General features: G+C 58.5%; 21 protein-coding genes. 9 read left to right on the forward strand and 12 right to left on the reverse strand.

The features are described from left to right. Window positions 1-10 precede the first annotated feature (10 nt). The 5 genes from ASG19_RS06730 (at window position 11) to ASG19_RS06750 (ending at window position 3,372) form a co-directional block, all read left to right on the forward strand. Complete coding sequence (locus tag ASG19_RS06730) at window positions 11-214, forward strand: hypothetical protein (protein WP_156466413.1); 204 nt, start codon at window positions 11-13, stop codon at window positions 212-214. Further along, on the forward strand, window positions 214-1,488 hold the full coding sequence (locus tag ASG19_RS06735; RefSeq protein ID WP_062454352.1) for a pyocin knob domain-containing protein: 1,275 nt from the start codon (window positions 214-216) through the stop codon (window positions 1,486-1,488). The genes ASG19_RS06730 and ASG19_RS06735 overlap by 1 nt, the downstream gene beginning before the upstream one ends. A 24-nt stretch (window positions 1,489-1,512) precedes the next feature. Further along, entirely contained in the window at window positions 1,513-1,998 is a 486-nt protein-coding gene (locus ASG19_RS06740; RefSeq protein WP_062454355.1) for a hypothetical protein, read from the forward strand. An 87-nt stretch (window positions 1,999-2,085) separates the two neighbouring features. Beyond that, on the forward strand, window positions 2,086-2,817 hold the full coding sequence (locus tag ASG19_RS06745) for a peptidoglycan recognition family protein (protein WP_062454357.1): 732 nt from the start codon (window positions 2,086-2,088) through the stop codon (window positions 2,815-2,817). Window positions 2,818-2,847: 30 nt separating this feature from the next. Further along, window positions 2,848-3,372 carry a hypothetical protein gene (locus tag ASG19_RS06750; protein ID WP_082476204.1) on the forward strand — a complete coding sequence of 175 codons (525 nt, stop codon included), beginning with the start codon at window positions 2,848-2,850 and terminating at the stop codon, window positions 3,370-3,372. A gap of 10 nt (window positions 3,373-3,382) precedes the next feature. Here the strand turns inward: ASG19_RS06750 and ASG19_RS06755 are convergent, their stop codons facing one another. Then, window positions 3,383-3,688, reverse strand: coding sequence for a hypothetical protein (locus ASG19_RS06755; RefSeq protein ID WP_062454359.1), 306 nt, complete (start codon window positions 3,686-3,688; stop codon window positions 3,383-3,385). Between the two features lie 678 nt (window positions 3,689-4,366). Between ASG19_RS06755 and ASG19_RS06765 the strand changes: the two genes are divergently transcribed. Continuing rightward, complete coding sequence (locus ASG19_RS06765; protein WP_062454361.1) at window positions 4,367-4,978, forward strand: hypothetical protein; 612 nt, start codon at window positions 4,367-4,369, stop codon at window positions 4,976-4,978. A gap of 163 nt (window positions 4,979-5,141) precedes the next feature. Further along, a complete protein-coding gene (locus ASG19_RS23415) occupies window positions 5,142-6,125 on the forward strand; it encodes a DNA cytosine methyltransferase (protein WP_082476206.1) in 984 nt (327 codons plus the stop codon). Here ASG19_RS23415 and ASG19_RS06770 read toward each other — a convergent pair. The 3 genes from ASG19_RS06770 to ASG19_RS06780 all read right to left on the reverse strand — a co-directional run bounded on the left by ASG19_RS06770 (window position 6,122) and on the right by ASG19_RS06780 (window position 10,630). Beyond that, on the reverse strand, window positions 6,122-8,341 hold the full coding sequence (locus tag ASG19_RS06770) for an ATP-binding protein (RefSeq protein ID WP_062454363.1): 2,220 nt from the start codon (window positions 8,339-8,341) through the stop codon (window positions 6,122-6,124). The genes ASG19_RS23415 and ASG19_RS06770 overlap by 4 nt on opposite strands. 369 nt (window positions 8,342-8,710) lie before the next feature. Further along, window positions 8,711-9,403: a hypothetical protein gene (locus ASG19_RS06775; protein WP_062454365.1), complete on the reverse strand. Its 693-nt coding sequence runs from the start codon at window positions 9,401-9,403 to the stop codon at window positions 8,711-8,713. 459 nt (window positions 9,404-9,862) lie between these two features. Beyond that, window positions 9,863-10,630 (reverse strand): EAL domain-containing protein, encoded by a 768-nt coding sequence (locus ASG19_RS06780; RefSeq protein WP_062454367.1) that lies wholly within the window; start codon window positions 10,628-10,630, stop codon window positions 9,863-9,865. Between the two features lie 483 nt (window positions 10,631-11,113). Between ASG19_RS06780 and ASG19_RS24395 the strand changes: the two genes are divergently transcribed. Then, on the forward strand, window positions 11,114-11,281 hold the full coding sequence (locus ASG19_RS24395) for a hypothetical protein (protein ID WP_244473943.1): 168 nt from the start codon (window positions 11,114-11,116) through the stop codon (window positions 11,279-11,281). A 56-nt stretch (window positions 11,282-11,337) separates the two neighbouring features. On the opposite strand, the gene paoC is transcribed toward ASG19_RS24395, so the two are convergent. From paoC to paoA, 3 genes are read right to left on the reverse strand one after another with little or no spacing between them, the layout of a single operon-like run. Further along, window positions 11,338-13,545, reverse strand: a complete 2,208-nt coding sequence (gene paoC, locus ASG19_RS06790; RefSeq protein ID WP_062454371.1) for an aldehyde oxidoreductase molybdenum-binding subunit PaoC — start codon at window positions 13,543-13,545, stop codon at window positions 11,338-11,340. A gap of 3 nt (window positions 13,546-13,548) precedes the next feature. Then, window positions 13,549-14,499 (reverse strand): xanthine dehydrogenase family protein subunit M, encoded by a 951-nt coding sequence (locus tag ASG19_RS06795; RefSeq protein ID WP_062454373.1) that lies wholly within the window; start codon window positions 14,497-14,499, stop codon window positions 13,549-13,551. Further along, the gene (gene paoA / locus ASG19_RS06800; protein ID WP_062454375.1) at window positions 14,496-15,143 is read right to left on the reverse strand and encodes an aldehyde dehydrogenase iron-sulfur subunit PaoA; all 648 of its coding nucleotides are present in this window, start codon (window positions 15,141-15,143) and stop codon (window positions 14,496-14,498) included. Before paoA ends, ASG19_RS06795 begins: the two co-directional genes overlap by 4 nt. Before the next feature lie 362 nt (window positions 15,144-15,505). Between paoA and ASG19_RS06805 the strand changes: the two genes are divergently transcribed. After that, complete coding sequence (locus tag ASG19_RS06805; protein WP_062454377.1) at window positions 15,506-18,055, forward strand: DNA translocase FtsK; 2,550 nt, start codon at window positions 15,506-15,508, stop codon at window positions 18,053-18,055. Window positions 18,056-18,103: 48 nt separating this feature from the next. On the opposite strand, the gene ASG19_RS06810 is transcribed toward ASG19_RS06805, so the two are convergent. From ASG19_RS06810 to ASG19_RS06830, 5 genes are read right to left on the reverse strand one after another with little or no spacing between them, the layout of a single operon-like run. Next, window positions 18,104-18,535: a DUF2177 family protein gene (locus ASG19_RS06810; RefSeq protein WP_092664551.1), complete on the reverse strand. Its 432-nt coding sequence runs from the start codon at window positions 18,533-18,535 to the stop codon at window positions 18,104-18,106. Window positions 18,536-18,557: 22 nt separating this feature from the next. Further along, complete coding sequence (locus ASG19_RS06815; protein ID WP_062454379.1) at window positions 18,558-18,938, reverse strand: DUF2147 domain-containing protein; 381 nt, start codon at window positions 18,936-18,938, stop codon at window positions 18,558-18,560. Further along, window positions 18,931-20,163 (reverse strand): cyclopropane-fatty-acyl-phospholipid synthase family protein, encoded by a 1,233-nt coding sequence (locus tag ASG19_RS06820; RefSeq protein WP_062454382.1) that lies wholly within the window; start codon window positions 20,161-20,163, stop codon window positions 18,931-18,933. The genes ASG19_RS06815 and ASG19_RS06820 overlap by 8 nt, the downstream gene beginning before the upstream one ends. Further along, window positions 20,150-20,965: a DUF1365 domain-containing protein gene (locus ASG19_RS06825; protein ID WP_062454385.1), complete on the reverse strand. Its 816-nt coding sequence runs from the start codon at window positions 20,963-20,965 to the stop codon at window positions 20,150-20,152. The genes ASG19_RS06820 and ASG19_RS06825 overlap by 14 nt, the downstream gene beginning before the upstream one ends. Beyond that, the gene (locus ASG19_RS06830) at window positions 20,962-22,323 is read right to left on the reverse strand and encodes an NAD(P)/FAD-dependent oxidoreductase (protein ID WP_062454387.1); all 1,362 of its coding nucleotides are present in this window, start codon (window positions 22,321-22,323) and stop codon (window positions 20,962-20,964) included. Before ASG19_RS06830 ends, ASG19_RS06825 begins: the two co-directional genes overlap by 4 nt. Between the last annotated feature and the right edge of the window lie 137 nt (window positions 22,324-22,460).

Raw genomic sequence — 22,460 nt, forward strand, 5'->3', positions numbered from 1 at the left:
CGAGGGACCGATGAACACCATCACCATCACGACAGAGGTGCAGCTGCAGGAAGCGAAGGCGATGATCGACCATTTGTCGCAGCGTAATCTGTTTCTCGCGCAATCACTCAAGCAGTCCTTTCAGATCGGCTTCAACTACGAGAAAGAGATTGCCGAACTGAAGGCACGTCTCGAAGCGGCCGACAGACCTGCGACGGTTGGGGAGTCTGAATAATGGCCCTTCAAACCACCTACAGCACCGGGACTGCGACGATTAATGCCGGCGAAATCATCGTGACCGGCGTCGGTACCGGCTGGATGAACTTCGACCTTCGCCCCGGTGACCTGTTCTGGGCGGCCGGCCTATCAGTCCGGATCGCGAGCGTCGACAGCAACACGCAGCTGACGCTTGCTTACCCCTGGCCTGGAACATCGCGTAATGCCCAAAGCTATGAGGCGAGGGTCACGCCTGACGTCACTCGGGTGCTGGCCTCTGCCCGGGCAGTGCTCGATGCGCTGACGAACGGCGTGCTCTATGCCTTCTCCAGCCTCGTCGGAGCGGCTGATCGGCTTCCATACTTCACAGGTGCTGGCACGGCTGCGCTGGCGACATTTACTGCGGTCGGCCGTTCGATCGTCGGTGCGGCAAACCAGGCGGCGGCGAGAACGGCCCTGGGCCTTGCCAATATCGCGTCGTCCGGCTCGGCCGCAGATCTGACGGGCACGGTCCCTGACGGCGTCCTGCCTGCTCGTCTCTCAATGTCCGCCGGCTCGAACTCGATCACCGATGCCAACCTTGCAATGGACAACGGGCTTTATTCACACTCGTCCTCTGCGGCTAACCTGCCTGTAGCTGCAGCTGGCTACATCAACGTTGTCCGTACCTCGTCCAACTACTTTCAGCAGTATTGGTATGAGCGGGACGGCAATCGAACCTACCGACGTCGCGTCACGGCCGGAGCATTCGGTGCATGGGAGCGGTGGTATAGCGCAGAAACTGAGCTAGACGTGCGTTACGCTCAAATTGCGGGTCCGGCGACAGACAAAGGACAGGCCCTAGGATCGGCGCTGCGGCGGTTCGCCAGTGCATACGTCGGCTCAACGCTAAGCCTCGGCGGTGTGGCGGAAACTGTCGGCCCGAACCTGGTGCTCAATACCGTCGCCGGCGTTGCGCGCTGGTGCCGATGGCGCACCGCTGACGTTGAACGCTGGATCGTGGGCGCCGACAACGCGGCAGAGAATGGCTCAAACAGCGGCTCAGACTTTCGCGTGCGGGCTTACACCGACGCAGGCGGCTTCAACGTTGATGCTCTGGTCATCTCGCGCGCGACCGGCGTCGTGACTTTTGGCGCTGCCCCGAAGCTTCCCTCTTACACAGTTGCGACCCTCCCGGCCGCGTCCGCCTACGTCCAAGGCGTGATCTACGTCTCGAATGGGACCGCAAGCAAGCGTCTCGCGATCTCGGATGGCACCAACTGGCGCTTTCCTGACGGCGCAATTGTCTCCTAACAATCAAACGAAGGAATGCCTAAAATGGCTCTTACAGATACCAAAACCCCTTATGAGATTCTGATCCGCTTCGGCCTCGACGGTCTGCCGACCGGCGCGCATTGCCAGTACCTTCGCCGTGTCGTTCTCGATGGCGAAGTGCTGAAGGAAGAGGTCGGTCAGGCCGAGCCCCTCGATATCGCCGGCTTCCCCACCTCGGGCATCATGTCGAACACGGCCCGCGATGCCCTGGCACGCGTGACGGCGTTGGAAAGCGAAAAGTCTGGCCTCATCGAGCAGCTCGAGACAGCCGGCGAACGGGTGGCTGAATTGACTGCCGAGAAGGAGGCGCTTGCCACGCAGGTTCGCGAACTGCAGGCACAGATCGCAGGCCTCAATGATCGAGCGTCGGCCGCGGCGACTGAAAAGCAGATCGTCGATGCGCAGCTGGCTGCAGCCAACCAGGAACGTGACGGCCTCGCGGATCAGGTTCGCGACCTCAGCTCGAAGGCGAGCTTAGAATCCGAGTAACGGCGGCGCATCTGGCGCCGTCACACTTAGACCGCGAAACATCGCCGCCGCTACGTTGAGACGCGGCAACTTCAAGGACAATCCGACATGAATTCGATTCTGCAAAAAACGCAGAAGCGCATGCTGCTGCTTGGCTTCTCGCTACCGAAATACGGCGCCGACGGTGATTACGGCAAAGAGGCTGACGATGCCTTCAATTCGGCGCTCGACGAGCTGGAGAAGCTGCGCGGTCTTATCGCTACGCCTCCAACCTCCCTGCCGCCACCTGTCCCAACAACTTCAGTCGATACAAGGGATAAGGTGATCTCTTCGGCTTGGATGCCGGATGCCAAGATCATCGGCATCGTCTTCCACTGGACGGCCGGACAGAACAAGGCCAGCGATCTCGATCGGTCTCACTACCACGTCCTGATCGAAGGTGACGGCAAGCACGTCCGCGGCGTGCCGTCGATCGACCTCAACAGCCTTCCAAAAGCCAAGTCCGGGTATGCCGCTCACACGCTGAACTGCAACACCGGTTTTATCGGCGTGTCGCTTTGCGGCATGGCCGGCGCCATTGAGATCCCGTTCAGTGCCGGCAAGCAGCCGATTACGCGTGTCCAGTGGGATGAACTGGCAAACGTTCTGGCACAGCTATGCAAGCGCTACGGCATCAAGGTCAGCCGCAAGACAGTTCTCAGCCATGCCGAGGTGCAAACGAACCTCGGCATCAAGCAGAAAGGCAAGTGGGACATCGCCCGCCTGCCGTTTGACACCTCCATCCAAGGCGCAGTCGCAATCGGCGACCAGATGCGCGCCATGGTGCAATCCAAGCTTTAAACCCAACCCCTCGAAACAAGGAACTTTCCTATGATCCGCATCGATATGATCGCGGCGCGTTTCTTTGCGCTGCTCGCTATTTTGTTCGTTCTCGCAAACACGCTGCAGCCGGCGCATGCGCAGGAGGCTGCGCCCGTCGTCGCCACGTCCTCTGTCTGGTTCGACCTTTGGGCGATCGTTCAGCCGCTTGTCGTGCTTCTCGGCTCGATCGTGGGGCCCGTGCTGATCACGTGGATCTCGGCGCGTCTGATCTCGTTACTTAAGGTAGCTGACGAAAAGCAGCAGCTCGACATTCAAGCGAAACTTCGCCAAGGCCTTCACGACTCGGCCGCCAACGCTCTGAAGTTTGCACTTGCTCGATCCGGTATTGCTGGCGGGTCGATTGCCAGCGTTACTGCTTCGGCGATCACCAGCGCGATGCTGCGAGACGCGACAAAGTATGTCGAGGAAAAGAACCCGGAAACGCTGCAGAAGCTCGGCGTCACGCCCAACGCCTTGCAGGACATCATCATGTCGAAGGTTGCGGATCTGCTGCCGAAGCAGCCGTCTCGATAACTTCGGCTGTCTATGCCGAGCCTGCAATTTTCGTTAGGGGCCATCCGCTCGGCGGAGGCGTGGCCCCTAACTTTTCCGCCCGCTGATCTAGCTTCTCAACAGCCTTCACGCGGGCATCTTCGACAGTGTCGGCGGTCACGGTGACGATCCAACGGCCGGCGCGAAAACGATAGGTGTTCTTCGGGGGATACATTCGATGTCTGGAGCCTGCCACGAATGCCATCCACGCCACGCGGCGATCGATCCCCGCCTTTGTTTCGTCTGAGAGCAAGTCCCACCAGGCTCTGAAGCCCGCGCTCGTGTCCGATTTCGTCATGACAATCTCACGCCTGTACGCTGTTAGTTTCTGCCAAGACGCTCACCGTAGCATCTCGGCAATCTCGGCCGCTTCACTGCGCGCCTGGTTCGGTTTGTGCGGGTAATGCTCCCAGCACCACCATTGCGGCTCTCCGCGATTGTTCGAGAAGCCAAAGCCGCCCCACTCCCGGCATGACGGGACGCTGCACCAATGGACATAAAGCTTCGCTGGTCCATTCAAAACGGTCCTAGTCTCGTCGCTCATCCGCGTGGCTCCCAAAGGATCTGTGCTTGCAGGAGGCAGGGAAACCTCGCCCGACATTTCTCGGTCCCGGCATGCTCGCATCCCATAGCCAGCACGCGCCGGATCTGAACGAACTCCGCGTCCGCTCCAAACTTCTTGACCAAACTCTTGTGGCTGAAAACGCCCTGGCGAGCGCAGGGGGTGCAGACCATCTCAATGGTCTCGGCGCGATAGTCTTGGAGCGTTGGAAGCGGCATAGCAGGTTTCGTCTGTCTTTCGGACACGGGTTCTCGCTCGCGCACGGGGCACGTGTTCGCCTTCGAATAGGATGTTGATTGCCGGCCTCACACGGCGGTTTCGTTCTTATTATGTTCTCATCTGTTGGCGTGAGTCAACACCCGCCAGAGTGCGAAATTGCCAAAGGGCTAGAAACGAATGACTGGGAGAAACGACATGCCAAATGGCGCCTTTGATCCTGAAGCAAAATATGCGCAGCTTGGCGAGCGCGTCGAAAACCAATCCCGGCAGATCGGCGACCTCGACAACCGAATGGGCAAGGGCTTTTCGGAGATCGCCTCGCAAATCCGTTCGCTGGTCGATGATATTCGCGGCGGATCGAAAACGCAGTGGCCGATCATCATCGGCTTTTGTTCAGTGACGATCACCGTTCTGGGCGGTCTCGGGTTCATGGCGCTGCAGCCGATCAAAGATAACATCGTCACGATGCGTGAGGACGTGCGCATGCGCGCGATCGAGACAAAGGACAGCCTGTCAACGATCGTTGCTAGCATGGTCACGCAGAAAGAGATGGAATGGCGGACAGCGCGCGGCCAAGAAGACCGTCAGCGAACGGAAGCGGCAATCAAAGAGCTTCGGGAAGGGCTAGTGCCGAGAGACGAACACGCTCGCGTTTGGGCGAACTATGATCAGCGCTTTCAGGATCAGCAGCGGCAAGTAGATGAACTGAAACAGGCCCAGGGCAGCGTCTACGGCGCGCGAGACGTTATCATGGATCTCAGGCAGCGCCTCGATCGGGTGGAGGGCGAGCGGATTGGCCAGCCTTAGTCGTCGTTCGACTTAGTGTCCCTGAGCCACGAGGGAGAACCCTTCAACGCTTTGTTCTCGCTGAGCTGCGTATCATCTGGCATAATTTACGATCTATTAATCTTTCCTTTGCAGGTGATTAACCTAAAGAATTGTAGTATCGATCAGTCACAGGGTGCTGCCGATGCGTCAATTTACCTTCGCCGATCTCTTTTGTGGAGCGGGTCTTTTTTCCGAGGGCTTCAGAAGTTTGGGCTTTCGCCCCTCCTTTGCAGTAGATCTCGATCAGCGAGCGGTTGCTTCGTATAACCGCAACGTCTCTCCTGTTGCGGCCTGCGGATCAGTATCTCTGGAAATAGCTATGCCTTCTGTAGACTGCCTGATCGCGGGCCCACCCTGTCAGGGCTTCAGTACATTAGGCCGCCGGGACGGAGCGGATGAAAGAAACCGTCTATCAGCGTATCTGCCGACGCTCGCAAACGCCTCAGGCGCCCTTATTGTTGTAGTGGAAAATGTGCCGCCTTTTCTAGCGTCCACACATTGGGAAAAGATGGCGGCAGGCTTTGTGCGTTTAGGATATAAAGTGCAGACAATGGTTCTTGACGCGCAGGATTACGGCGCACCACAGCGTCGCGCTAGAGCATTCACCATTGCGTCCAAGCTCGGAGCGATAGAGACTCCTCTCAAGAGCTCGACGAAAACGACGGTTTCCGAAGTATTGAGAGGTATCGCGCCGAGTGATCCGCTCCATGTATGGCCACAACCGACGGCTTTGGCACTGGAACGTATCAAACGGATACCTGCGGGGGGCGATAAGCGTGACCTGATGAAGAGTGCGCCCTATCTATGCCCCGCTTCCTGGCATGCTCTGGGTGCCCAAGCGACTGATGTCTGGGGACGGATGGACGCCAATTCTCCCTCTAATACCTTGCGCTGCCGCTTTCAAAATCCATCGACAGGAAGGTATCTACACCCCACCGAAGACAGAGTGATTTCCTTACGGGAGGGGGCTCGCCTTCAAGGCGTTCCAGATCGCTGGCGATTTGAAGGCGACAGGTCCGCAGTGCAAAGGCAGATTGGCAACGGCGTACCTGTTCCCTTGGCCGCGGCAGTTGCAACCTCCGTCCATGCGGCACTGCGTCTTTCGCAATCGGCTGAGGCAGCTTAGGTAGTCGATGCCTTGATAGGCTCGTCGAAGGTCTCGACGCCCTCCTCATCAAGCTCGCGCTCAAGGACGTCGATGGCGTCGATGTGAGCCGTGCGAGCGTCCTTGATCAACTCACTCATTCCAATAATCCTAATAGGGTCTCGTGGGGTAGATGCGAAATATTTCGCAAGCAGGTGAGCTTCATCTTGGATAGAGGGGTTCGGTTTGGGGAGTTCGCCGATCAAAATACCTTGGACATTGACTTTATGCGATAGATTTGCCTCGCACCAATCGACCGTCTTATAGATATAGTCTTCAAGCTGACGCCAGTGGCTCAACCTTAGTCCGATCGTAGGTGCTTTGAGCTCTACAATTTTTATAATGAATGGGCCGTCAATTGAAGGTTCTGACGCTAGAAATACGAGATCTGGTCGCGTAACATCAACCTTGTTCCCATCGACCACCTTAGCGAATTTATCGACTCTAAGCTCTCGCGCTACTTTAGAGACAACCTTCTCCATTCGCTCGTCACTGGAAATATAATGGCTGAACTCCGGACGTATCAACCAAGGATTTTCCTTAAGAAGTTGATGGAATTCACGCTCGTTCTGCTCTTTTTTCCAGGCAGAGATAGACCGCTCATGCAGTTCCATGAGCTTTAGAATACCGTTCTTTCTGGCCTTGTAGAGTTTTAGTGCGTCCCATCGTTCGATATCGGAGACCTGACGCAACTGAACAGTCAGGTCTTCAATCGTTTTCAGATGAATTCCGGAGGACGAAAGCTGGATCAAGACTTCGCTCGAGTTGATTGACCGGATCAGCGTTGGAGCCAGATCTTGAAACTCCTCGCTCCCAACGTCGTAGTCGCGCGCGAAAATGCGGAGAAGCTTTCTAGATGGCTCTCTAGTTTTAGCAGGCAAAGCCATGATCTGCCTCTCGATCATACTGGCTATCGGATCGGCTTTTATATCGTCTTCGGCCTTTTCCTCGCGCCACTTGCCGTGTGCGCGGACGGCGGCGATCATTAAGCCCCTGACCACCTCCAGGAACGATTCGACGATCTCGTTCCCTTCCTTAAGGTCGCCTCTATCGGTAGCAATTAGGTCTAGTCCACCGCGGTCGAGAACGTCTGCCTCGACCATGCACTCCATGTAGTCGCTACCATAGAAGTTGTGCATTCCTGTTGCCATGCCAAAGAGGCTAGGTCCCGCTGCAGCTCGCTTGTTACAGTAGATGCGGGCACCCCGCTCATTACCCTTCAGCGATTTCGGTCGAAACCCGACGTAGTATTTGAATGGGAACTTCCCGACTTCTGGGACTTCGAAATAAGCGGTGGCCAGCTCATTCTTTTTGATTTTATCAACGGTGATTTCAGGAGGGTAGATGAAGACATAATCCGGGTGATAGGGTGGGATCGGTACGTCGTTGATGCGTATCTCGAAGTCTTCAGGTTTCAGGCCAAAAAATCGTCGTTGAATGGTCCCAATGACTGTTTCTTGCCGTTCTTTCAGGGCCTCTGCACGCAGACGAGAAAGGGTTATCGTTGTTCCCTTCTTCCCTGCGTCAACGTCCTTATATGTTACCGGAAGCTTAAGTTGCTCTATTGGCTTCCCTTCCTGCATGCTTTCAGTGTCGATCGTAACAATCGTGGCGAATGGCTCACCCTCGATTGTAGTCTCTACCTCAGCTCTAAGAGCCGCTCCGAACCCCGCGAGTTTGCCTACCCCTTTACGTCCCATGACCATACGTCCGCCTGGGGTCCGAAGGATGCTCTCCAGTCCACTCGAGTCCTTCCGCCGCTGATGGTTCACCGATAAGAACTTATTTTTCACATCCTGCCATGACATTCCGTGACCGTTGTCTTCGATGACAATTTGGAAATTAGGAGGCAGAATTTGTTGAATAGCGTCGAAGTTCTCAATCAGCGTTGAGGAAACCTCATCAGGCGTTGGCGTGCCTCCGTCAGCCTCACTGAGAAAAGCTTTTCCGGACGCGGCCTGGTGTTGAGTTCTTAACTTGATCCGCTCTGCCGCGATTGCTTCAAAGTCAATTTTTATGTTCACGCGGCTTGCGTCGCTGTCGTGAGCATTGGCGATGAACTCAACCAGCACCTTCCCAAGGTTGCTGTACATATCAGCGCCCAAGGTTCGCACGATCCCGCTCATAAACGTCATTTCCATCTCTGACGGGCGGTTCGTATCGTCTTCCCGGGCATTCTCGATGCTGGTGGTGTCCATGTCGCTGCCAATTATGTTTCCTGATTCGTAGCTTTCCTTGAACGGCGAGCGTTTTGCAACCGGAAGCTATAAATCGCTGTCGCGATAATTGTCCCTTTCGACTCTGTGCATATCCTCCGTCATGCTCGATATAGCTGACCGATGCATGCTGGATCGGCGGTGCGGGAAGCGTCTAAATTTTCGAAGCGATAACAAACCGGCTTTAGAACCCCTCACCTTCGCAGGAGTTCGTTGTTATTGCTTCCGAATTTCAGGCTATTCGTCGTCCAATTGGGACTCGAACAATCGAGAAGAACGAGGAGAGGCGTTGTCACGGGCTGTGAGAGATTGGTTTACGCGATGCCAAACGGATCGGACAAGAAACTTGCCCTAATCGGATGTGTTCGACCAATCGAAGAAGCTTCGCAGCACCCCCATATGCGCCCGCTGGACGATGCGTCCATTATTCAGCATCCCAGGAGGAATGTCGGCCGTTGTTTTTAGAGGAAACCTGCCCTCGGCATCAAGGTTGTCGCCCGCGTACTGAAGTATTCGGGCTAGCGCATAGGTATCCGCAATCAGCCCCAACTCGTCGCCGCCCCTTACAGGATTGAAGCTCTCAATTTCGCGAACCTGTGCGATCGTGATCGTCGCGAGCATGGAGTCTATGTAAGCTAATCTTTTGTATTGAGCCACAATGAACTCTGTGCTCAGGCTGTTCGGCCCTATTATCATAGTCGACAGCGAACTTCCTATGTCGATGAACCTTTGTGAGGCAATCGAGCAAGCAGCCAGGGCGTCGTCGCGGGCATCTGCATCACGATGACGTTTAGCGTCCCTCGCCTGCATCTGGTATGCCATCACGACGCTTGCACCACCAGCCAGAGCAGCTAACCCAGCAAGCAAGTCTTGGTAGGAGGAGATCCATCCGAGAGTGATAAAATCACCGAAGCGTTGCCATGCAAGTCCGGTGCACGCCTCGCTCCATATCCGGCCGCAGCCGGCGCGGCTCCATTTGAAGTAGATCGCGAGTGTCAGCCACAGTGTGACAATCCCTAAAAGGGGCCATTGGAACCGTTTCATATCTAGTCCTGTGAACAGAGATGCAGCGTATGCATATCAGAGTTCGTTTGCTGACCGTTGATAGATTCCCACGTCAGCCCTCCGGAATCTTATCTAGCCCGTCTGGACACTTTTAGAAAAAGCATAACGATTGCGTAGGGTCAAAAACTGTCCAGACGGTCGGTAACCACATTGATTATATTATATTCAGGTGTGCCGGCATGGGGCACCACTCGCTCGTAAGAGCGTTGATTTTGCATCCCTTCTGGAAATATCCCCCACCTGCATTCCGGCGCGAAAAGTACTGTCTCGATTGACGTCAAGCTGTCTCGAACGTGAACGAACGCGCTGTTTCACTTGTCAAATCGAGCTCTGAGCTTGCCCTTGCCAGCGTCCAGTCGGCATCTCTGCCTGTTTCCACTGCGTCGAAACCGATACCGGACCTTTCATTCCGCTTTGGTTCGCCTATCCCACCGTTTCTCAGGCCGCCGCAGCAAGCATCGCCTTCGCGGAAGCCGGGATGGCGAGGTGTTCGAAGCTTGGCTTGGCGAGCAGGTAGCCCTGGATGAGGGACACGCCCAAATCCCGCAGGGCCGACATTTCGCCGACGGTTTCGACGCCTTCGCAGAGCGGCACGATGTTGAGTTCTTCGAGCATCCGCAACGTGTGCTTGACGATGGTGCGCCGGACCGGATCGGTGTCGATCCCTCTGATCATGTCCATATCCAGCTTGACGATATCGGGCTGGAAATGACTGAGGAGGCCAAGACCGGAGTGGCCTGAACCGAAGTCGTCGATCGCAGTTTTAAAGCCCATATCCCGGTATGTCCGCAGGATGTGAAGGATGTGCTTGGTATCCAACTCCTCGTTCTCGGTGAACTCGAAGATGATGCGATCAAGCGGAAAACCCGTCTTCATGGCCGTGGCAAGCGTCAGGCGGATACACGCCCGCGGTTCGTAGACGGCGTTCGGCATGAAGTTGATCGACAGTTTCACGTCGTCAGCGGGGTCGTAGAGCTGCGCGGCAAGTTCGATCGCCTTGACCCGGCACTGCTGATCGAACGCATAGCGGTTGTCGGCCTGCACCTGCGATAGAACTGACCCGGCACCTTCTCCGTTTAGACCGCGAACAAGCGCTTCGTGGGCGAAAATCTTGCCTGTTGCGATGTCGACGATCGGCTGGAATGCCATCGAGAACGGTAGTTCGAATGCTGCGCCGTCGCGGCAGCCTTGGCAACTCGTCGTCATTATGGAAAAATCTCCGTTTGCATCAGACTTAAGGCTCATCGATTAAACTTCCGTTTCCCGCATGCGTCGAAACCAAAGCGCTTTTCTTGCGTCACACACCCCTGCGGTGATATCCGGGCGGTGCCGTTTTGCGGCCTCCCGCACCCAACTCTGGATCCGGCAGCCTCTTCATTCGCGTGCGGCTCTTGAACGAAACTGTTTGAAGGTCGCAGACCGGGGGTATCCCCAAGACGCAGGAAGCGTATCGCAAGAATGACACCAGCCATTGTCGAGGGCCGCGCGTGCGGAACCTGCACTCTTTGCTGCCGGTTGCCGGACATCGAAGATCTCAACAAGCCTGCGGACGAGTGGTGCAGGCACTGCGTTGCCGGACAAGGCTGTTCCATCTACCGGGATCGACCGATGCTTTGCCGCGACTTCGTGTGCCATTGGCTAACGCGCGAAGGACTGGGCGACGAGTGGGCTCCTCAAAGATCCCACCTGATGGTCTATGGGGAAGGACAGCAGATTACGGTCCTTGCCGATCCGGACTATCCCGATCTGTGGCGTCATCCGCCCTATATGCCGCAGTTCAAGGCATGGGCATCCAACGCTGAAGCACGCGGCGGCTATGTTATCGTCTTCTGGCGCGACGAGGTTCTGAAAATATAAGGCCGGAGCATCCGTGAATGCTCCGGCCAGAGGTTTGCGTAATCGTTCCGAGCGGATCAGCCGACCTGCGGCATGTCCCGCAGCAGCTTGTCGAGCGTGACAGGGTAATCCCGGATACGCACGCCGGTTGCGTTGTGCACGGCGTTGGAAAGCGCTGCCGCCACACCGCAAAGGCCGAGTTCGCCAACACCCTTTGCCTTCATCGGCGAAGTGGTCGGATCCGTCTCATCGAGAAAGATGACATCCTGATGCGGAATATCGGCATGGACAGGAACTTCGTAGCCGGCGAGATCATGGTTGACGAAGAAGCCGCGACGCTTGTCGACGGCCAGTTCTTCCATGAAGGCGCCGCCGACGCCCATCGTCATCGCACCGATGACCTGGCTGCGGGCCGTGATCGGGTTGAGAATGCGCCCTGCTGCACAGACGCTCAGCATGCGCCGAACGCGGATTTCAGCCGTGTACATGTCGACGCCGACCTCGACGAAATGGGCACCGAATGTCGACTGCTGCATCTCTTCTGCAAGATCGCCATACTCGATCGTATCTTCCGCAACGACACCGTCCTTGCCAGCTGCCTCTGCGAGAGCAATGCTGCGGTTGCCGGAACGGATCTGGCCGTCCGCAAACGTGACATCTGCGGAGTTGAAGCCGACCTTTTGCGAGATCGCATCCCGCAGCGCCACGCATGCGGCATAGACGCCTGCGGTGGAGCTGTTTCCGCCCCACTGTCCGCCCGATCCCGACGACGCCGGGAAGCGGGAATCGCCGAGCTCTACGGCAACTTTATCGATCGTTACGCCCATCATTTCGGCCGCGGTCTGGGCGATGATCGTGTAGCTGCCCGTACCGATATCCGTCATGTCGGTTTCGACAGTCACGACACCTTCGGAATCGAGCCGCACGCGAGCACCAGACTTCATGTTCATGTTGTTGCGGAACGCTGCCGCAACGCCCATGCCGACCATCCAGCGTCCGTCCTTGACGCGACCCGTCTCGGCGTTGCGCTTGTCCCAGCCGAAGGTTTCAGCACCCCGGCGAAGACATTCGACCAGCTGGCGGTGCGAGAACTTCCGTTCAGGCTTTTCCGGATCAACCTGCGTGTCGTTGATGATCCGCAATTCGACGGGGTCGAGGTTGAGCTGCTCGGCCAGTTCGTCCATGGCGATTTCAAGCGCCATGAGGCCAGGCGCTTCGCCCGGTGCGCGCATTGCATTGCCTTCGGGCAGATCGAGCGCCGCAAGCCGCATGGAGGTCATCCGGTTTTCGCCGGCGTAGAGAAGACGAGTCTGCGCCACGGCTGTCTCCAGGCTGCCGCCCGGCAGATTGCCGTTCCAGCTTTCGTGAGCAATCGCGGTTATCTTGCCTTCCTGCGTGGTGCCGATGCGGATACGCTGGATCGTTGCCGGGCGGTGCGTCGTGTTGTTCATCACGAAGGGACGCGGAAGCGCAAGCTTGACGGGGCGTCCCGCCGCTTTCGCACCAAGCGCTGCAAGCACCGCATCCGACCGGAGGAAAAGCTTTGAGCCGAAACCACCGCCGACAAACGGCGACATGATATGGACTTTCTCCGGATCGATGCCGAGCGTGATCGCCATTTCTGACTTGTTCCAGGCAATCATCTGGTTCGAGGTCCAGACCGTAACTTCGTCGCCGTCCCACATGGCAAGAGACGAATGCGGCTCCATCATCGCATGTGACTGGTCGGGTGTCGTGTAGGTCTGGTCGAACTTGACCGCTGCCTCGGCGAACGCCTTGTCGAAGTTGCCGGCAGAGGTGTCTGCGTCTTCACCTTCGGAGCCCTCCGGCTTCTTGGCCGTGTCCTTCGCTGCTTCCAGATCGTAGGAACCGGGAGCGCGAACGTAATCCACCTTGATGAGGCTCGCTGCGGCGCGAGCCTGCTCAAAGGTTTCAGCGACGACGACGGCGATGGCCTGGTGATAATGCGAGATCTCGGGGCCACCGAGAAGCTTGGCCGCATTCATCTTGCCCTTGGAGAGCTTGCCAGCCGTTTCAGCCGTGACGACAGCCAGAACGCCCGGAGCGTTGCGGGCCGCCTGGATATCCATCGAGCTGATCCGACCCTTTGCGATGCCGGCGCCTACGGGATAGCCGTAGGCAACATTGAGGTTGGCGTGGTTCCATTCATAGGCATAGGTCGCCGTGCCGGTGACCTTCTTAGGGCCGTCGATACGCGTGATGTGCTGGCCGACCACCTTCATCTGGTCGATGGGATTGGTCGTGGCGGGACGATCGAATAGCATGGCTTACCCCTTGGTTTCTTCAAGGATGCCGGCGAGCGTGCGCTCCGCCAGTGTCACCTTGAACGAATTTTCTTCGGTTGGCTTTGCGCCTGCAAAGACCTTGGCCATCACGGCCTTGGACCCCTGCGGCAAGTCGGCTTCCGCCTCTTCGACGCGCCATGGTTTGGGAGCCACACCGCCGACCGCAACGCGACCGGTGCCATCCGGCTGGATGATCGCGGCAACCGACACAAGAGCGAACGCATAGGACGCACGGTCTCTCACCTTGCGATACACGTGCTTGCCACCCACAGGTGCCGGCAGCGTAACGGCCGTGATGACCTCGCCGCGCTCAAGCGTGGTTTCGATCTCGGGCGTATCGCCGGGCAGTTTATGGAAGTCGGCAATCGGGATCGCGCGTGTTGCGCCATCGGGCTTGACCGTCTCAACGGTTGCATCGAGGGCACGCATGGCGATTGCCATGTCGCCGGGGTGGGTGGCGATACAGGCATCGCTGACGCCGATCACGCCCAGCTGGCGGGTCACGCCGCCGATGGCGGAACAACCGCTTCCGGGCTTGCGCTTGTTGCAAGGCTGGGCGGTGTCGTAAAAGTAAGGACAGCGCGTCCGCTGCAACAGGTTGCCGGCCGTCGTTGCCTTGTTGCGGAGCTGACCCGATGCGCCTGCGAGAAGTGCGCGCGAAAGCACGCCGTAGTCGCGGCGGATGCGCTCGTCAGAGGCGAGATCCGTATTGCGCACGAGCGCTCCGATCCGGACGCCGCCGTTTTCACTCTGCTCGATCTTGTCGAGGTCGAGACCGTTGACGTCGATGAGATGGGTCGGTGATTCGATCTCTAGCTTCATCAGGTCGAGGAGGTTGGTGCCTCCCGCGATGAACTTGGCGTTCTGGTTGTTGGCGGCCTTGGACGCAGCTTCAGCCGGTGATGCGGCGCGTTCATAAGTAAACTGTTTCATGCTTGCCTCCCCGAAACTTCCGTGATAGCCGCAACAATGTTCGGGTAGGCCCCGCATCGACAGATATTGCCGCTCATACGTTCGCGGATTTCCATCTCGGAAACCTGCGTGGGGGCGGTCAGGTCTTCCGTTACATGGCTCGGTATGCCGGCCTTGATTTCTTCAAGAACGGCGACGGAGGAACAGATTTGCCCAGGGGTGCAATAGCCGCACTGGAAGCCATCGTGCTTGACGAATGCCGTCTGCATCGGATGCATCTCGTCCGGTGTGCCAAGGCCTTCGATCGTGGTGATCTCGGAGCCCTCGTGCATGATGGCAAGCGACAGGCACGAATTGATGCGGCGACCATCGACCATGACAGTACAGGCGCCGCACTGGCCGTGATCGCAACCCTTCTTGGTGCCGGTCAGGTGCAGGTTCTCACGCAACGCGTCGAGCAGGGTCGTGCGGTTGTCGAGATCGAGATCCTGGCGTGTGCCGTTGACGACAAAACCCACCCGCGACGTCGCCGTCCCCGGCCGAGGAGGCGGTGTTGCCGCCTGCGCATTTGCAGCTCTGTTGCTATTTGCCACGGCCACAGAGCCGGCAGCGGTTGCGACGAGAAGATCCCGTCGTGACATTTCAAACGAATTCGGACTCGACATGGGGGCTCCATCTTGACGACTACAGTTGACCCAATAACCACCAACTGCCCGAGTCTGTTCCGTCCCAAAGACCATTTCACCGGCGCCTTTTGTCACAGGCGATCACCGCACTCGACGATTTATCGGCGCCGGCAACGCATGGTTAATGTTTGTTTTATATCCAAGGACGTTCGTGTCCCAGATTTGTTCATATGGTTTCATTGGTGGCAATGCGTCTCACAGGCCCGCAATTTCGCGAAACTGACAAGCTGGAAGCCCAGGCTTCCGAACTGCCGGATACCGGCCACTCTCACCCCATAAATCCGCCTGAGCCCCCGAATGCGGGGCAACAGGTGGCTTGCGACATCGTGTCGACAGTCCAGATGCAGGCTCACGAGATCGAGGCGCTGCCGGACTGGCAGAAGGCCTTCATGTTGGGCCCGACCGTTCGCTTCACCCGCACGCCGGAGAAGACCATCTCCAGGCGTGGGGCACCCTCCGGCCCGGAAGCGGAGGGCGAAGCCGTCGCTTCCCACGCCGTCCCCGAGGCTGTCATTCCCCCTATGGCGGCGCGAGCCGTTCAGGAGATTTCCGAGATTACTTTCACCCAAAGACATGACGGCGACGCGCTGTCGACCTCTATCGCTAGCTTCCTGTCGCCTGAACCCGGCGCCCGCAATCTCGTCGGCACTCTCGATCAGGCGCTGAGGGAACGCCGGGCCACGTTTGCCAGGGAAACCGTTGAACCGGTGCTGGTCGCAGTTGCGCCGCCGCAGCCTGAAGCAGTGATTGATGCTCCCGTGATTAGCACTGAAAGACAGTCTCCGATCGCCAACCTGCCGGATCATCTGTTCTTCGAGGTGATGAGCCTTGGAGAGGCCACCGGCGAAGAGTTCGCGCTGACCCCGCCTCCCCCGCCAAAGGTCGAGCAGAGACCTGTGTTCGTTGCTCAGCGTCCGCTCCCGACCTATCCGAAACAGCCGGTCCGGCCCGAACCTGTGCGGGTTGCCCTGAGGGCGCCGGTCATTCGCCAGCCGATCGAGACCCTGACCAAACGTCTGGTTGAAGAAATTCCGGTGGGGCCGTCGCCGCTTGATCTCTATCGTTCGATCACGTTGCGCCAGGCCGGCCACGATGCTGCGCCAAATCCGGTGGTGCCTCCAGTGGAGGATGCGCCCGTCATCGCTGCTGCTGCTCCGGTCGTTCCTGAGCCTGTCATTCCTGAGCCTGTTCTCGTTGCGCCCGTCATCGCTGAGACCGTCATCGAGGCCCCGGCGCCTGCGGTCGCCCCCGTCGTGCCAGTAAAGTCGACGCGGCAGGTTGTCATGGCCACCCGCGCGATCTCTCCGATCCGGCCGTTCAACACCGAACCGCTGCATGCGTCCGACGACTACGAGTTCCCGTCGATCGAATTGCTGCAGGCACCGGTGGACGACCAGATCAGCCCCGTCAGCCAGGAAAGCTTGGAACAGAGCGCGGGGCTTCTGGAAAGCGTGCTGGAGGATTTCGGCATCCGCGGCGAGATCATCGACGTTCGTCCCGGCCCTGTCGTGACGCTCTACGAATTCGCCCCGGCACCCGGCGTCAAATCCTCGCGCGTCATCGGTCTTTCGGACGATATCGCCCGCTCGATGTCAGCGCTTTCGGCCCGCGTGGCTGTCGTTCCCGGTCGCAACGTGATCGGTATCGAACTGCCAAACCCCGTGCGCGAAACCGTCTATCTGCGTGAGCTGATCGAAAGCGGCACCTATGCGGGTACCGGCTTCAGGCTTCCGCTTTGCCTTGGCAAGACGATCGGCGGAGAACCCGTCGTCGCCGAGCTTGCAAAGATGCCGCATCTGCTCGTCGCCGGCACAACCGGTTCGGGCAAGTCGGTCGCGGTCAACACGATGATCCTCTCGCTGATCTACCGTCTGCGGCCGGACCAGTGCAGGCTGATCATGGTCGATCCGAAGATGCTCGAATTGTCGGCCTATGACGGTATCCCGCATCTGCTCACCCCTGTCGTGACCGACCCCAAGAAAGCGGTTCTGGCGCTGAAATGGGCGGTGCGCGAAATGGAGGACCGCTACCGCAAGATGTCGCGTCTTGGCGTTCGCAATATCGACGGCTTCAACGCCCGTGTGGCGGCCGCGTCCGCATCCGGCGAGGTCATCTCGATCAGCGTCCAGGTCGGTTTCGACCGTCAGACCGGCGAGCCGATCAACGAGCAGCAGGACATGGACCTGACGCCGTTGCCCTATATCGTCGTCATCGTCGACGAGATGGCCGACCTGATGATGGTGGCCGGCAAGGAGATCGAAGGTGCGATCCAGCGGCTTGCGCAGATGGCGCGTGCTGCCGGTATCCACCTGATCATGGCGACGCAGCGGCCTTCGGTCGACGTCATCACCGGTACGATCAAGGCGAACTTCCCGACCCGTATCTCTTTCCAGGTGACGTCCAAGATCGACAGCCGCACCATCCTTGGCGAACAGGGCGCGGAAAACCTGCTCGGTCAGGGCGACATGCTGCATATGGTGGGCGGCGGACGCATTGCCCGCGTTCACGGTCCCTTCGTGTCGGACCAGGAAGTCGAGCGCATCGTTGCGCATCTGAAGACGCAAGGTCAGCCGCTCTATCTCGGCAGCGTCACGGAAGACGAAGAGGGTGAAGAGGTCGAGGAGGAAGACCAGGCGGTCTTCGACAGGTCCGCGATCAGCGAGGAAGACCGGGACGAGATGTACGAGCAGGCGATCAAGGTCGTCATGCGCGACAAGAAGTGCTCGACCTCCTACATCCAGCGCCGCCTGTCGATCGGCTACAACAGGGCCGCATCGCTTGTCGAACGCATGGAGAAGGATGGGCTGGTCGGCCCGGCCAACCATGTGGGCAAACGAGAGATACTCGACCAGCGCGGTCAGCCGACCGCGGTCGAAGAGCCTGAACAGTAATAGCTCAAAGATATGGCCGGGATTTCCCGGCCATATTGTTTTCGAACGCTAGTGGTGTTTTGTTCTGAAGAACCGCAGAACGATCCAGGTGGCAAGACCGCTGGCGAGACCCGAAAGCAAGGTTCCCCAAATGATGTCGGCCACGGAAAGCAGCGTCGACCAGTTCTTCATGACCGCATGGTTGGTGAGATCGTAGGTCATGTACGACATAAACCCGATCGCTGCTCCCTGCCGCACCGCTGCTCCGACACCGCCTGCAATCAGGGCCGGACGCACTGCCATCAGCGTCAGTCCGCCGATGTAGAGAAGGTAGAAGATCACGGCAGGCGCGAGACGGAAACTCGGCAGAAGCATGTCGCCCATGACCGGCCGGTAAAGCAGGCTTGTCATCGTGCTGAGCCAGACGGAGTCTATCGCGCCGAACACGATGAACGTGGTGATGTAGGCAAGAGCCAGCGTCTTCAGCGAGATCTTCGCCATGGGTTCGTTCCCTCTTTCTGTGTCAGTCGATGCGGGACCAGTTGACGGCACGGCAAAGAATACCGCCAGCAACGCAGCCTTTTGTCGTCATCTTCTTTTCCGCGACAACGACCGTGATCTTGAACGTCATGTTGCGTTGTGGATCAAAGGCGGTACCGGAATAGGATCCGTCAGCTGTTCGGTCGATCCTCATGACCAGCTTGTCGCCGGCCTTCTCGCTTCCCGATCCGGGCTTGATCCATGTGTTGGTGGCGCAGATCTGGGCGCCGCAAGGCGCGATCTCGACCTTGGCATTGCCGTCGCCACGAGCCCAGTTGCCGTCCAGATCGGCGGCAAGAAGCGGCCCTGCCGACAGTGACAAGAGTGCTGCGACAGCACCGCCTCGCAAACCCAGATTACGCATGTTCAATCGTATAGAAGCCAACATTGATCGCTTCCTCCTCGAAGCCAGCCTCGCAATAGCAAAGGTAGTAGTCCCACAACCTACGGAAACGGCTGTCGAAACCGAGTTCCGCAATCTTCGGCCAGGCGGCGTGAAACCGCGTCCGCCACTCGGCCAGCGTCCGCGCATAGGACGCGCCAAAATGTTCGATGTCGCTGACGACAAGCCCGGATTTCTCAACGGCTGCCGTGAACGCGCTGTCCGAGGGAAGAAACCCTCCCGGAAACACGTATTTCTGGATGAAATCCGGATTGCGCCGATAGGAATCGAAGCGGTCCTCGTTGATCGAGATCACCTGCAAAACCGCACGGCCACCGGGCTTCAAACAGCGACGGATGGTGTCGAAATAAGCTGGCCAATAGGCCTCTCCGACCGCTTCGAACATCTCGATCGAGACGATCCGGTCGAATTGCCCTGATGTATCGCGGTAGTCCTGCAGTCGTAGATCGATCTGCCCCTCCACGCCGGCCTGCCGGATGCGCTCGTTTGCAAAGGCCAGCTGCGAAGGAGAAAGAGTAAGGCCGGTGACCCGGGCATTGACGTTCTGTGCGAGGTCCAAGGCAAGAGCGCCCCAGCCGCAGCCGATCTCGAGCACGCTGTCGCCTTGGCTCATGGCGAGCTTTTCGCGGATACGCTCGAGTTTCTGACGCTGGGCATCTTCGAGAGACTGTCCCTGATGCTCGTAGAGCGCCGAGGAATAGAACATCGAAGGGTCTAGCCACTCAGCGTAGAACTCGTTGCCGAGATCGTAATGGGCCTCGATATTGCGTTTGCTGCCGCGCTTGGTATTGGCGTTGAGAAGATGCGACAGGCGAACCGCGATCCGGCCGAGATAGCCCCCATGGGTCGCAAGCGTCAGCCCATGCCGATTGCGTGCCGCAAACCGGATCACATTGGTAAGATCAGGTGTCGTCCATTCCTGCTTGAGATATCCTTCTGCAAAGCCGATGTCGCCCGCATGCAGAACGCGGCTCAGCATCCGCCAGCGCTTGATGACGATAACGGCGTCCGGCCCTTTTTCCGGCCCGGCCATCTCTATGGTGCGACCGGAAGGCAGCACAACGCGAATAGAACCGTAGCGGATACCGCTCAGCAGCCGGTTCACGACGCGCGCGCCGAAGCCGGCAACGCCAGCTCCGGGTGTGCGATCGGTCGTTACGGAGGTGAATTCGTCAGATTGGCTCATGGATTTCCACTTTGCGTAGGGGAACAGCAGGAGTGACGGAGACGGGGTTTTCCGGTGGCTTTGGACGCTTGCGCAAACGCACGCCCTTGAGCCAGATTTTCAGTGCCTCCCAATGGATGCCGCCGACGACCCGGAGCGTCAGGAAGGGAATGGCGAAGAAGGCCTTCAGAAGCGCCCGGTCTGTCAGATCACGGCGGTGCGCGAGATGACGGGCAGTCAGCATCGGCCCCTCGGCATCGAATGTATCGATCTTGATCGACAGCCGTTCGGACGGCGGCGTCACGCGAAAGGTATAGCGCTGGTCCATGTCCATGAACGGCGAGACATAAAATGCCTTGTCGCAGTGCTGGACGATCTCGCCGCCGACACGATTATCGGCCGGGATGAGGTAGCCATGGCGTTCGCCGAACGTGTTGTCCACTTCCCACAGGATCGCCTTCACCTCGCCGTCGCGCCCGTAGCAGAAGAAGATGCTGAGCGGATTGAAGGCCCAGCCGAGTATTCTCGGCATGGTGAGAAGCTTGATCGACCCGCCATCAGGCTCGAGCCCTGCGGCGCGCATCCATTGCTCTATCTGGCCCCGAAGATCGGATCCCGAGCGGTCGCCGCGATCTCTTTGCCGAAACGAGAATAGATTGAACCGGTCGACGGAAAACAGTTTCAGGCCGCGATCAAGCGCGTCGAGCTCATCGAGATCGATCAGCAGCGAATAGATCCTGTAGGCCAGCCGATGCTCTTTCGGCCGCATGCGTGCATGCGTGACATGACCGGGATAAAGCGCCGACCGAAACGAAGCCGTCATGCCGTGACCTCGATCGGAACGGTAGCGCCGAGCGGCCGGCGCACGATCCGGGCGCTTTCCTCGGCGACCTTCCAGGGACGCCGAACGCCGCCAAGATCTTCCGCGACCGCCAGGCCTGCCTGGAGGCCGTCTTCATGGAAGCCCGAGCCGAAGTGGGCGCCGCAGAACCATGTGTTGCGCACACCCTGAAGCGACCAGATTTCCCGTTGTGCCCGCTCCGTTGCCATGTCGAAGATCGGATGCTCGTAGATCTCGCGTCGGATGACTGCGTCCTCGCGGGGCTGACGTGGGGGATTGAGTGTCACGAAGGTCGGCGGCGCATCGCCAAGCGGCTGCAGCTTGTTCATCCAGTAGGTGATGGCAGGCTGGACCTGCGCCTCGCCGGTCTTTGCCGAATAATTCCAGCTGGACCATGCGCCCTTGCGCTTCGGCATGAAGCTCTGGTCGCTGTGCAGAATCGCCTCGTTGCGGGAATAGCGGAAGGCACCCAGAATGCGTGTCTCGTGGTCATCAGCGTCCGACAGAAGACGACGTGCCTGATCTGCGTGGGTGGCGATCACCACCTCGTCGAATGCCTGCCATCCGTCCGGTCCGGTGGAAATTTCAACACCGCCACCGGTTCGCCTGATCGCCTGGACGGGTGTCGACAGGCGAATGCGATCGCGAAAGTCAGCTGTCAGGCGATCCACATATTCCCGGCTTCCGCCCGTCACCGTGCGCCAGATTGGACGGTTCCAGAGTTCGAGCAGCCCGTGATTGCCACAGAAACGGACGAAGTTGACCGCGGGATACTCACCCACCTTACCCGCGGGCATCGACCATATCGCAGCCGCCATCGGGTAGAGATGGTCGTCGCGGAACGCCCGTCCGTAGTGATGTCGGTCGAGGTAGTCATCGAGTGACGAACCGCCCATCGTCGACAGATCACGGGGAGCATTGCGGTAGAAGCGGACGAGATCGCGCATCATCGACCAGAAGCGTGGGCTGACGATGTTGGACTTCTGGGCGAACAGTCCGAACCCTGTGCCACCAGAATATTCGAAACCGCCATCGTCGAGCGAGACGGCGAAGGACATGCTGGAGGCCGTGGTTGGAACATCCAGATGACGGAACAACGCCGTCAGATTAGGATAGGTCACCTCGTTATAAACGATGAAGCCGGTGTCGACGGAAACGGTTCTTCCCGATGCGTCGAAATCCACGGTATGGCTGTGGCCGCCGATACGGTCGGCTGCCTCGAACATGGTAACATCGTGGGCCTTGGCCAGAAGCCATGCAGCGGACATGCCGGATATTCCACTGCCGACAACTGCGATGCGTCGACGTCCCGAGGTCCTATGCGTCTCACGAATTGCCATACAATTCCCCCAGCTCCCAAAGCAATCGATCACCTGCCCTGTGGGCTCTGTAATCATTACGAGAGATTGAGATAGAGAGTTTCACGCAATATCACTTCTTTTTGCGACATTTTTTCCAAGCCCATGAAACTGATTGG

It is taken from the genome of Rhizobium sp. Leaf306 (genome assembly GCF_001423425.1).
GTDB classification, from domain to species: domain Bacteria; phylum Pseudomonadota; class Alphaproteobacteria; order Rhizobiales; family Rhizobiaceae; genus Neorhizobium; species Neorhizobium soli.

Coding starts and splice junctions, on each gene's coding strand:
- ASG19_RS06730 (WP_156466413.1), top strand. CDS start 11: ATGAACACCATCACCATCACGACAGAGGTGCAGCTGCAGGAAGCGAAG.
- ASG19_RS06735 (WP_062454352.1), top strand. CDS start 214: ATGGCCCTTCAAACCACCTACAGCACCGGGACTGCGACGATTAATGCC.
- ASG19_RS06740 (WP_062454355.1), top strand. CDS start 1,513: ATGGCTCTTACAGATACCAAAACCCCTTATGAGATTCTGATCCGCTTC.
- ASG19_RS06745 (WP_062454357.1), top strand. CDS start 2,086: ATGAATTCGATTCTGCAAAAAACGCAGAAGCGCATGCTGCTGCTTGGC.
- ASG19_RS06750 (WP_082476204.1), top strand. CDS start 2,848: ATGATCCGCATCGATATGATCGCGGCGCGTTTCTTTGCGCTGCTCGCT.
- ASG19_RS06755 (WP_062454359.1), bottom strand. CDS start 3,688: ATGACGAAATCGGACACGAGCGCGGGCTTCAGAGCCTGGTGGGACTTG.
- ASG19_RS06765 (WP_062454361.1), top strand. CDS start 4,367: ATGCCAAATGGCGCCTTTGATCCTGAAGCAAAATATGCGCAGCTTGGC.
- ASG19_RS23415 (WP_082476206.1), top strand. CDS start 5,142: ATGCGTCAATTTACCTTCGCCGATCTCTTTTGTGGAGCGGGTCTTTTT.
- ASG19_RS06770 (WP_062454363.1), bottom strand. CDS start 8,341: ATGGACACCACCAGCATCGAGAATGCCCGGGAAGACGATACGAACCGC.
- ASG19_RS06775 (WP_062454365.1), bottom strand. CDS start 9,403: ATGAAACGGTTCCAATGGCCCCTTTTAGGGATTGTCACACTGTGGCTG.
- ASG19_RS06780 (WP_062454367.1), bottom strand. CDS start 10,630: ATGACGACGAGTTGCCAAGGCTGCCGCGACGGCGCAGCATTCGAACTA.
- ASG19_RS24395 (WP_244473943.1), top strand. CDS start 11,114: ATGGTCTATGGGGAAGGACAGCAGATTACGGTCCTTGCCGATCCGGAC.
- paoC (WP_062454371.1), bottom strand. CDS start 13,545: ATGCTATTCGATCGTCCCGCCACGACCAATCCCATCGACCAGATGAAG.
- ASG19_RS06795 (WP_062454373.1), bottom strand. CDS start 14,499: ATGAAACAGTTTACTTATGAACGCGCCGCATCACCGGCTGAAGCTGCG.
- paoA (WP_062454375.1), bottom strand. CDS start 15,143: ATGTCGAGTCCGAATTCGTTTGAAATGTCACGACGGGATCTTCTCGTC.
- ASG19_RS06805 (WP_062454377.1), top strand. CDS start 15,506: ATGCAGGCTCACGAGATCGAGGCGCTGCCGGACTGGCAGAAGGCCTTC.
- ASG19_RS06810 (WP_092664551.1), bottom strand. CDS start 18,535: ATGGCGAAGATCTCGCTGAAGACGCTGGCTCTTGCCTACATCACCACG.
- ASG19_RS06815 (WP_062454379.1), bottom strand. CDS start 18,938: ATGCGTAATCTGGGTTTGCGAGGCGGTGCTGTCGCAGCACTCTTGTCA.
- ASG19_RS06820 (WP_062454382.1), bottom strand. CDS start 20,163: ATGAGCCAATCTGACGAATTCACCTCCGTAACGACCGATCGCACACCC.
- ASG19_RS06825 (WP_062454385.1), bottom strand. CDS start 20,965: ATGACGGCTTCGTTTCGGTCGGCGCTTTATCCCGGTCATGTCACGCAT.
- ASG19_RS06830 (WP_062454387.1), bottom strand. CDS start 22,323: ATGGCAATTCGTGAGACGCATAGGACCTCGGGACGTCGACGCATCGCA.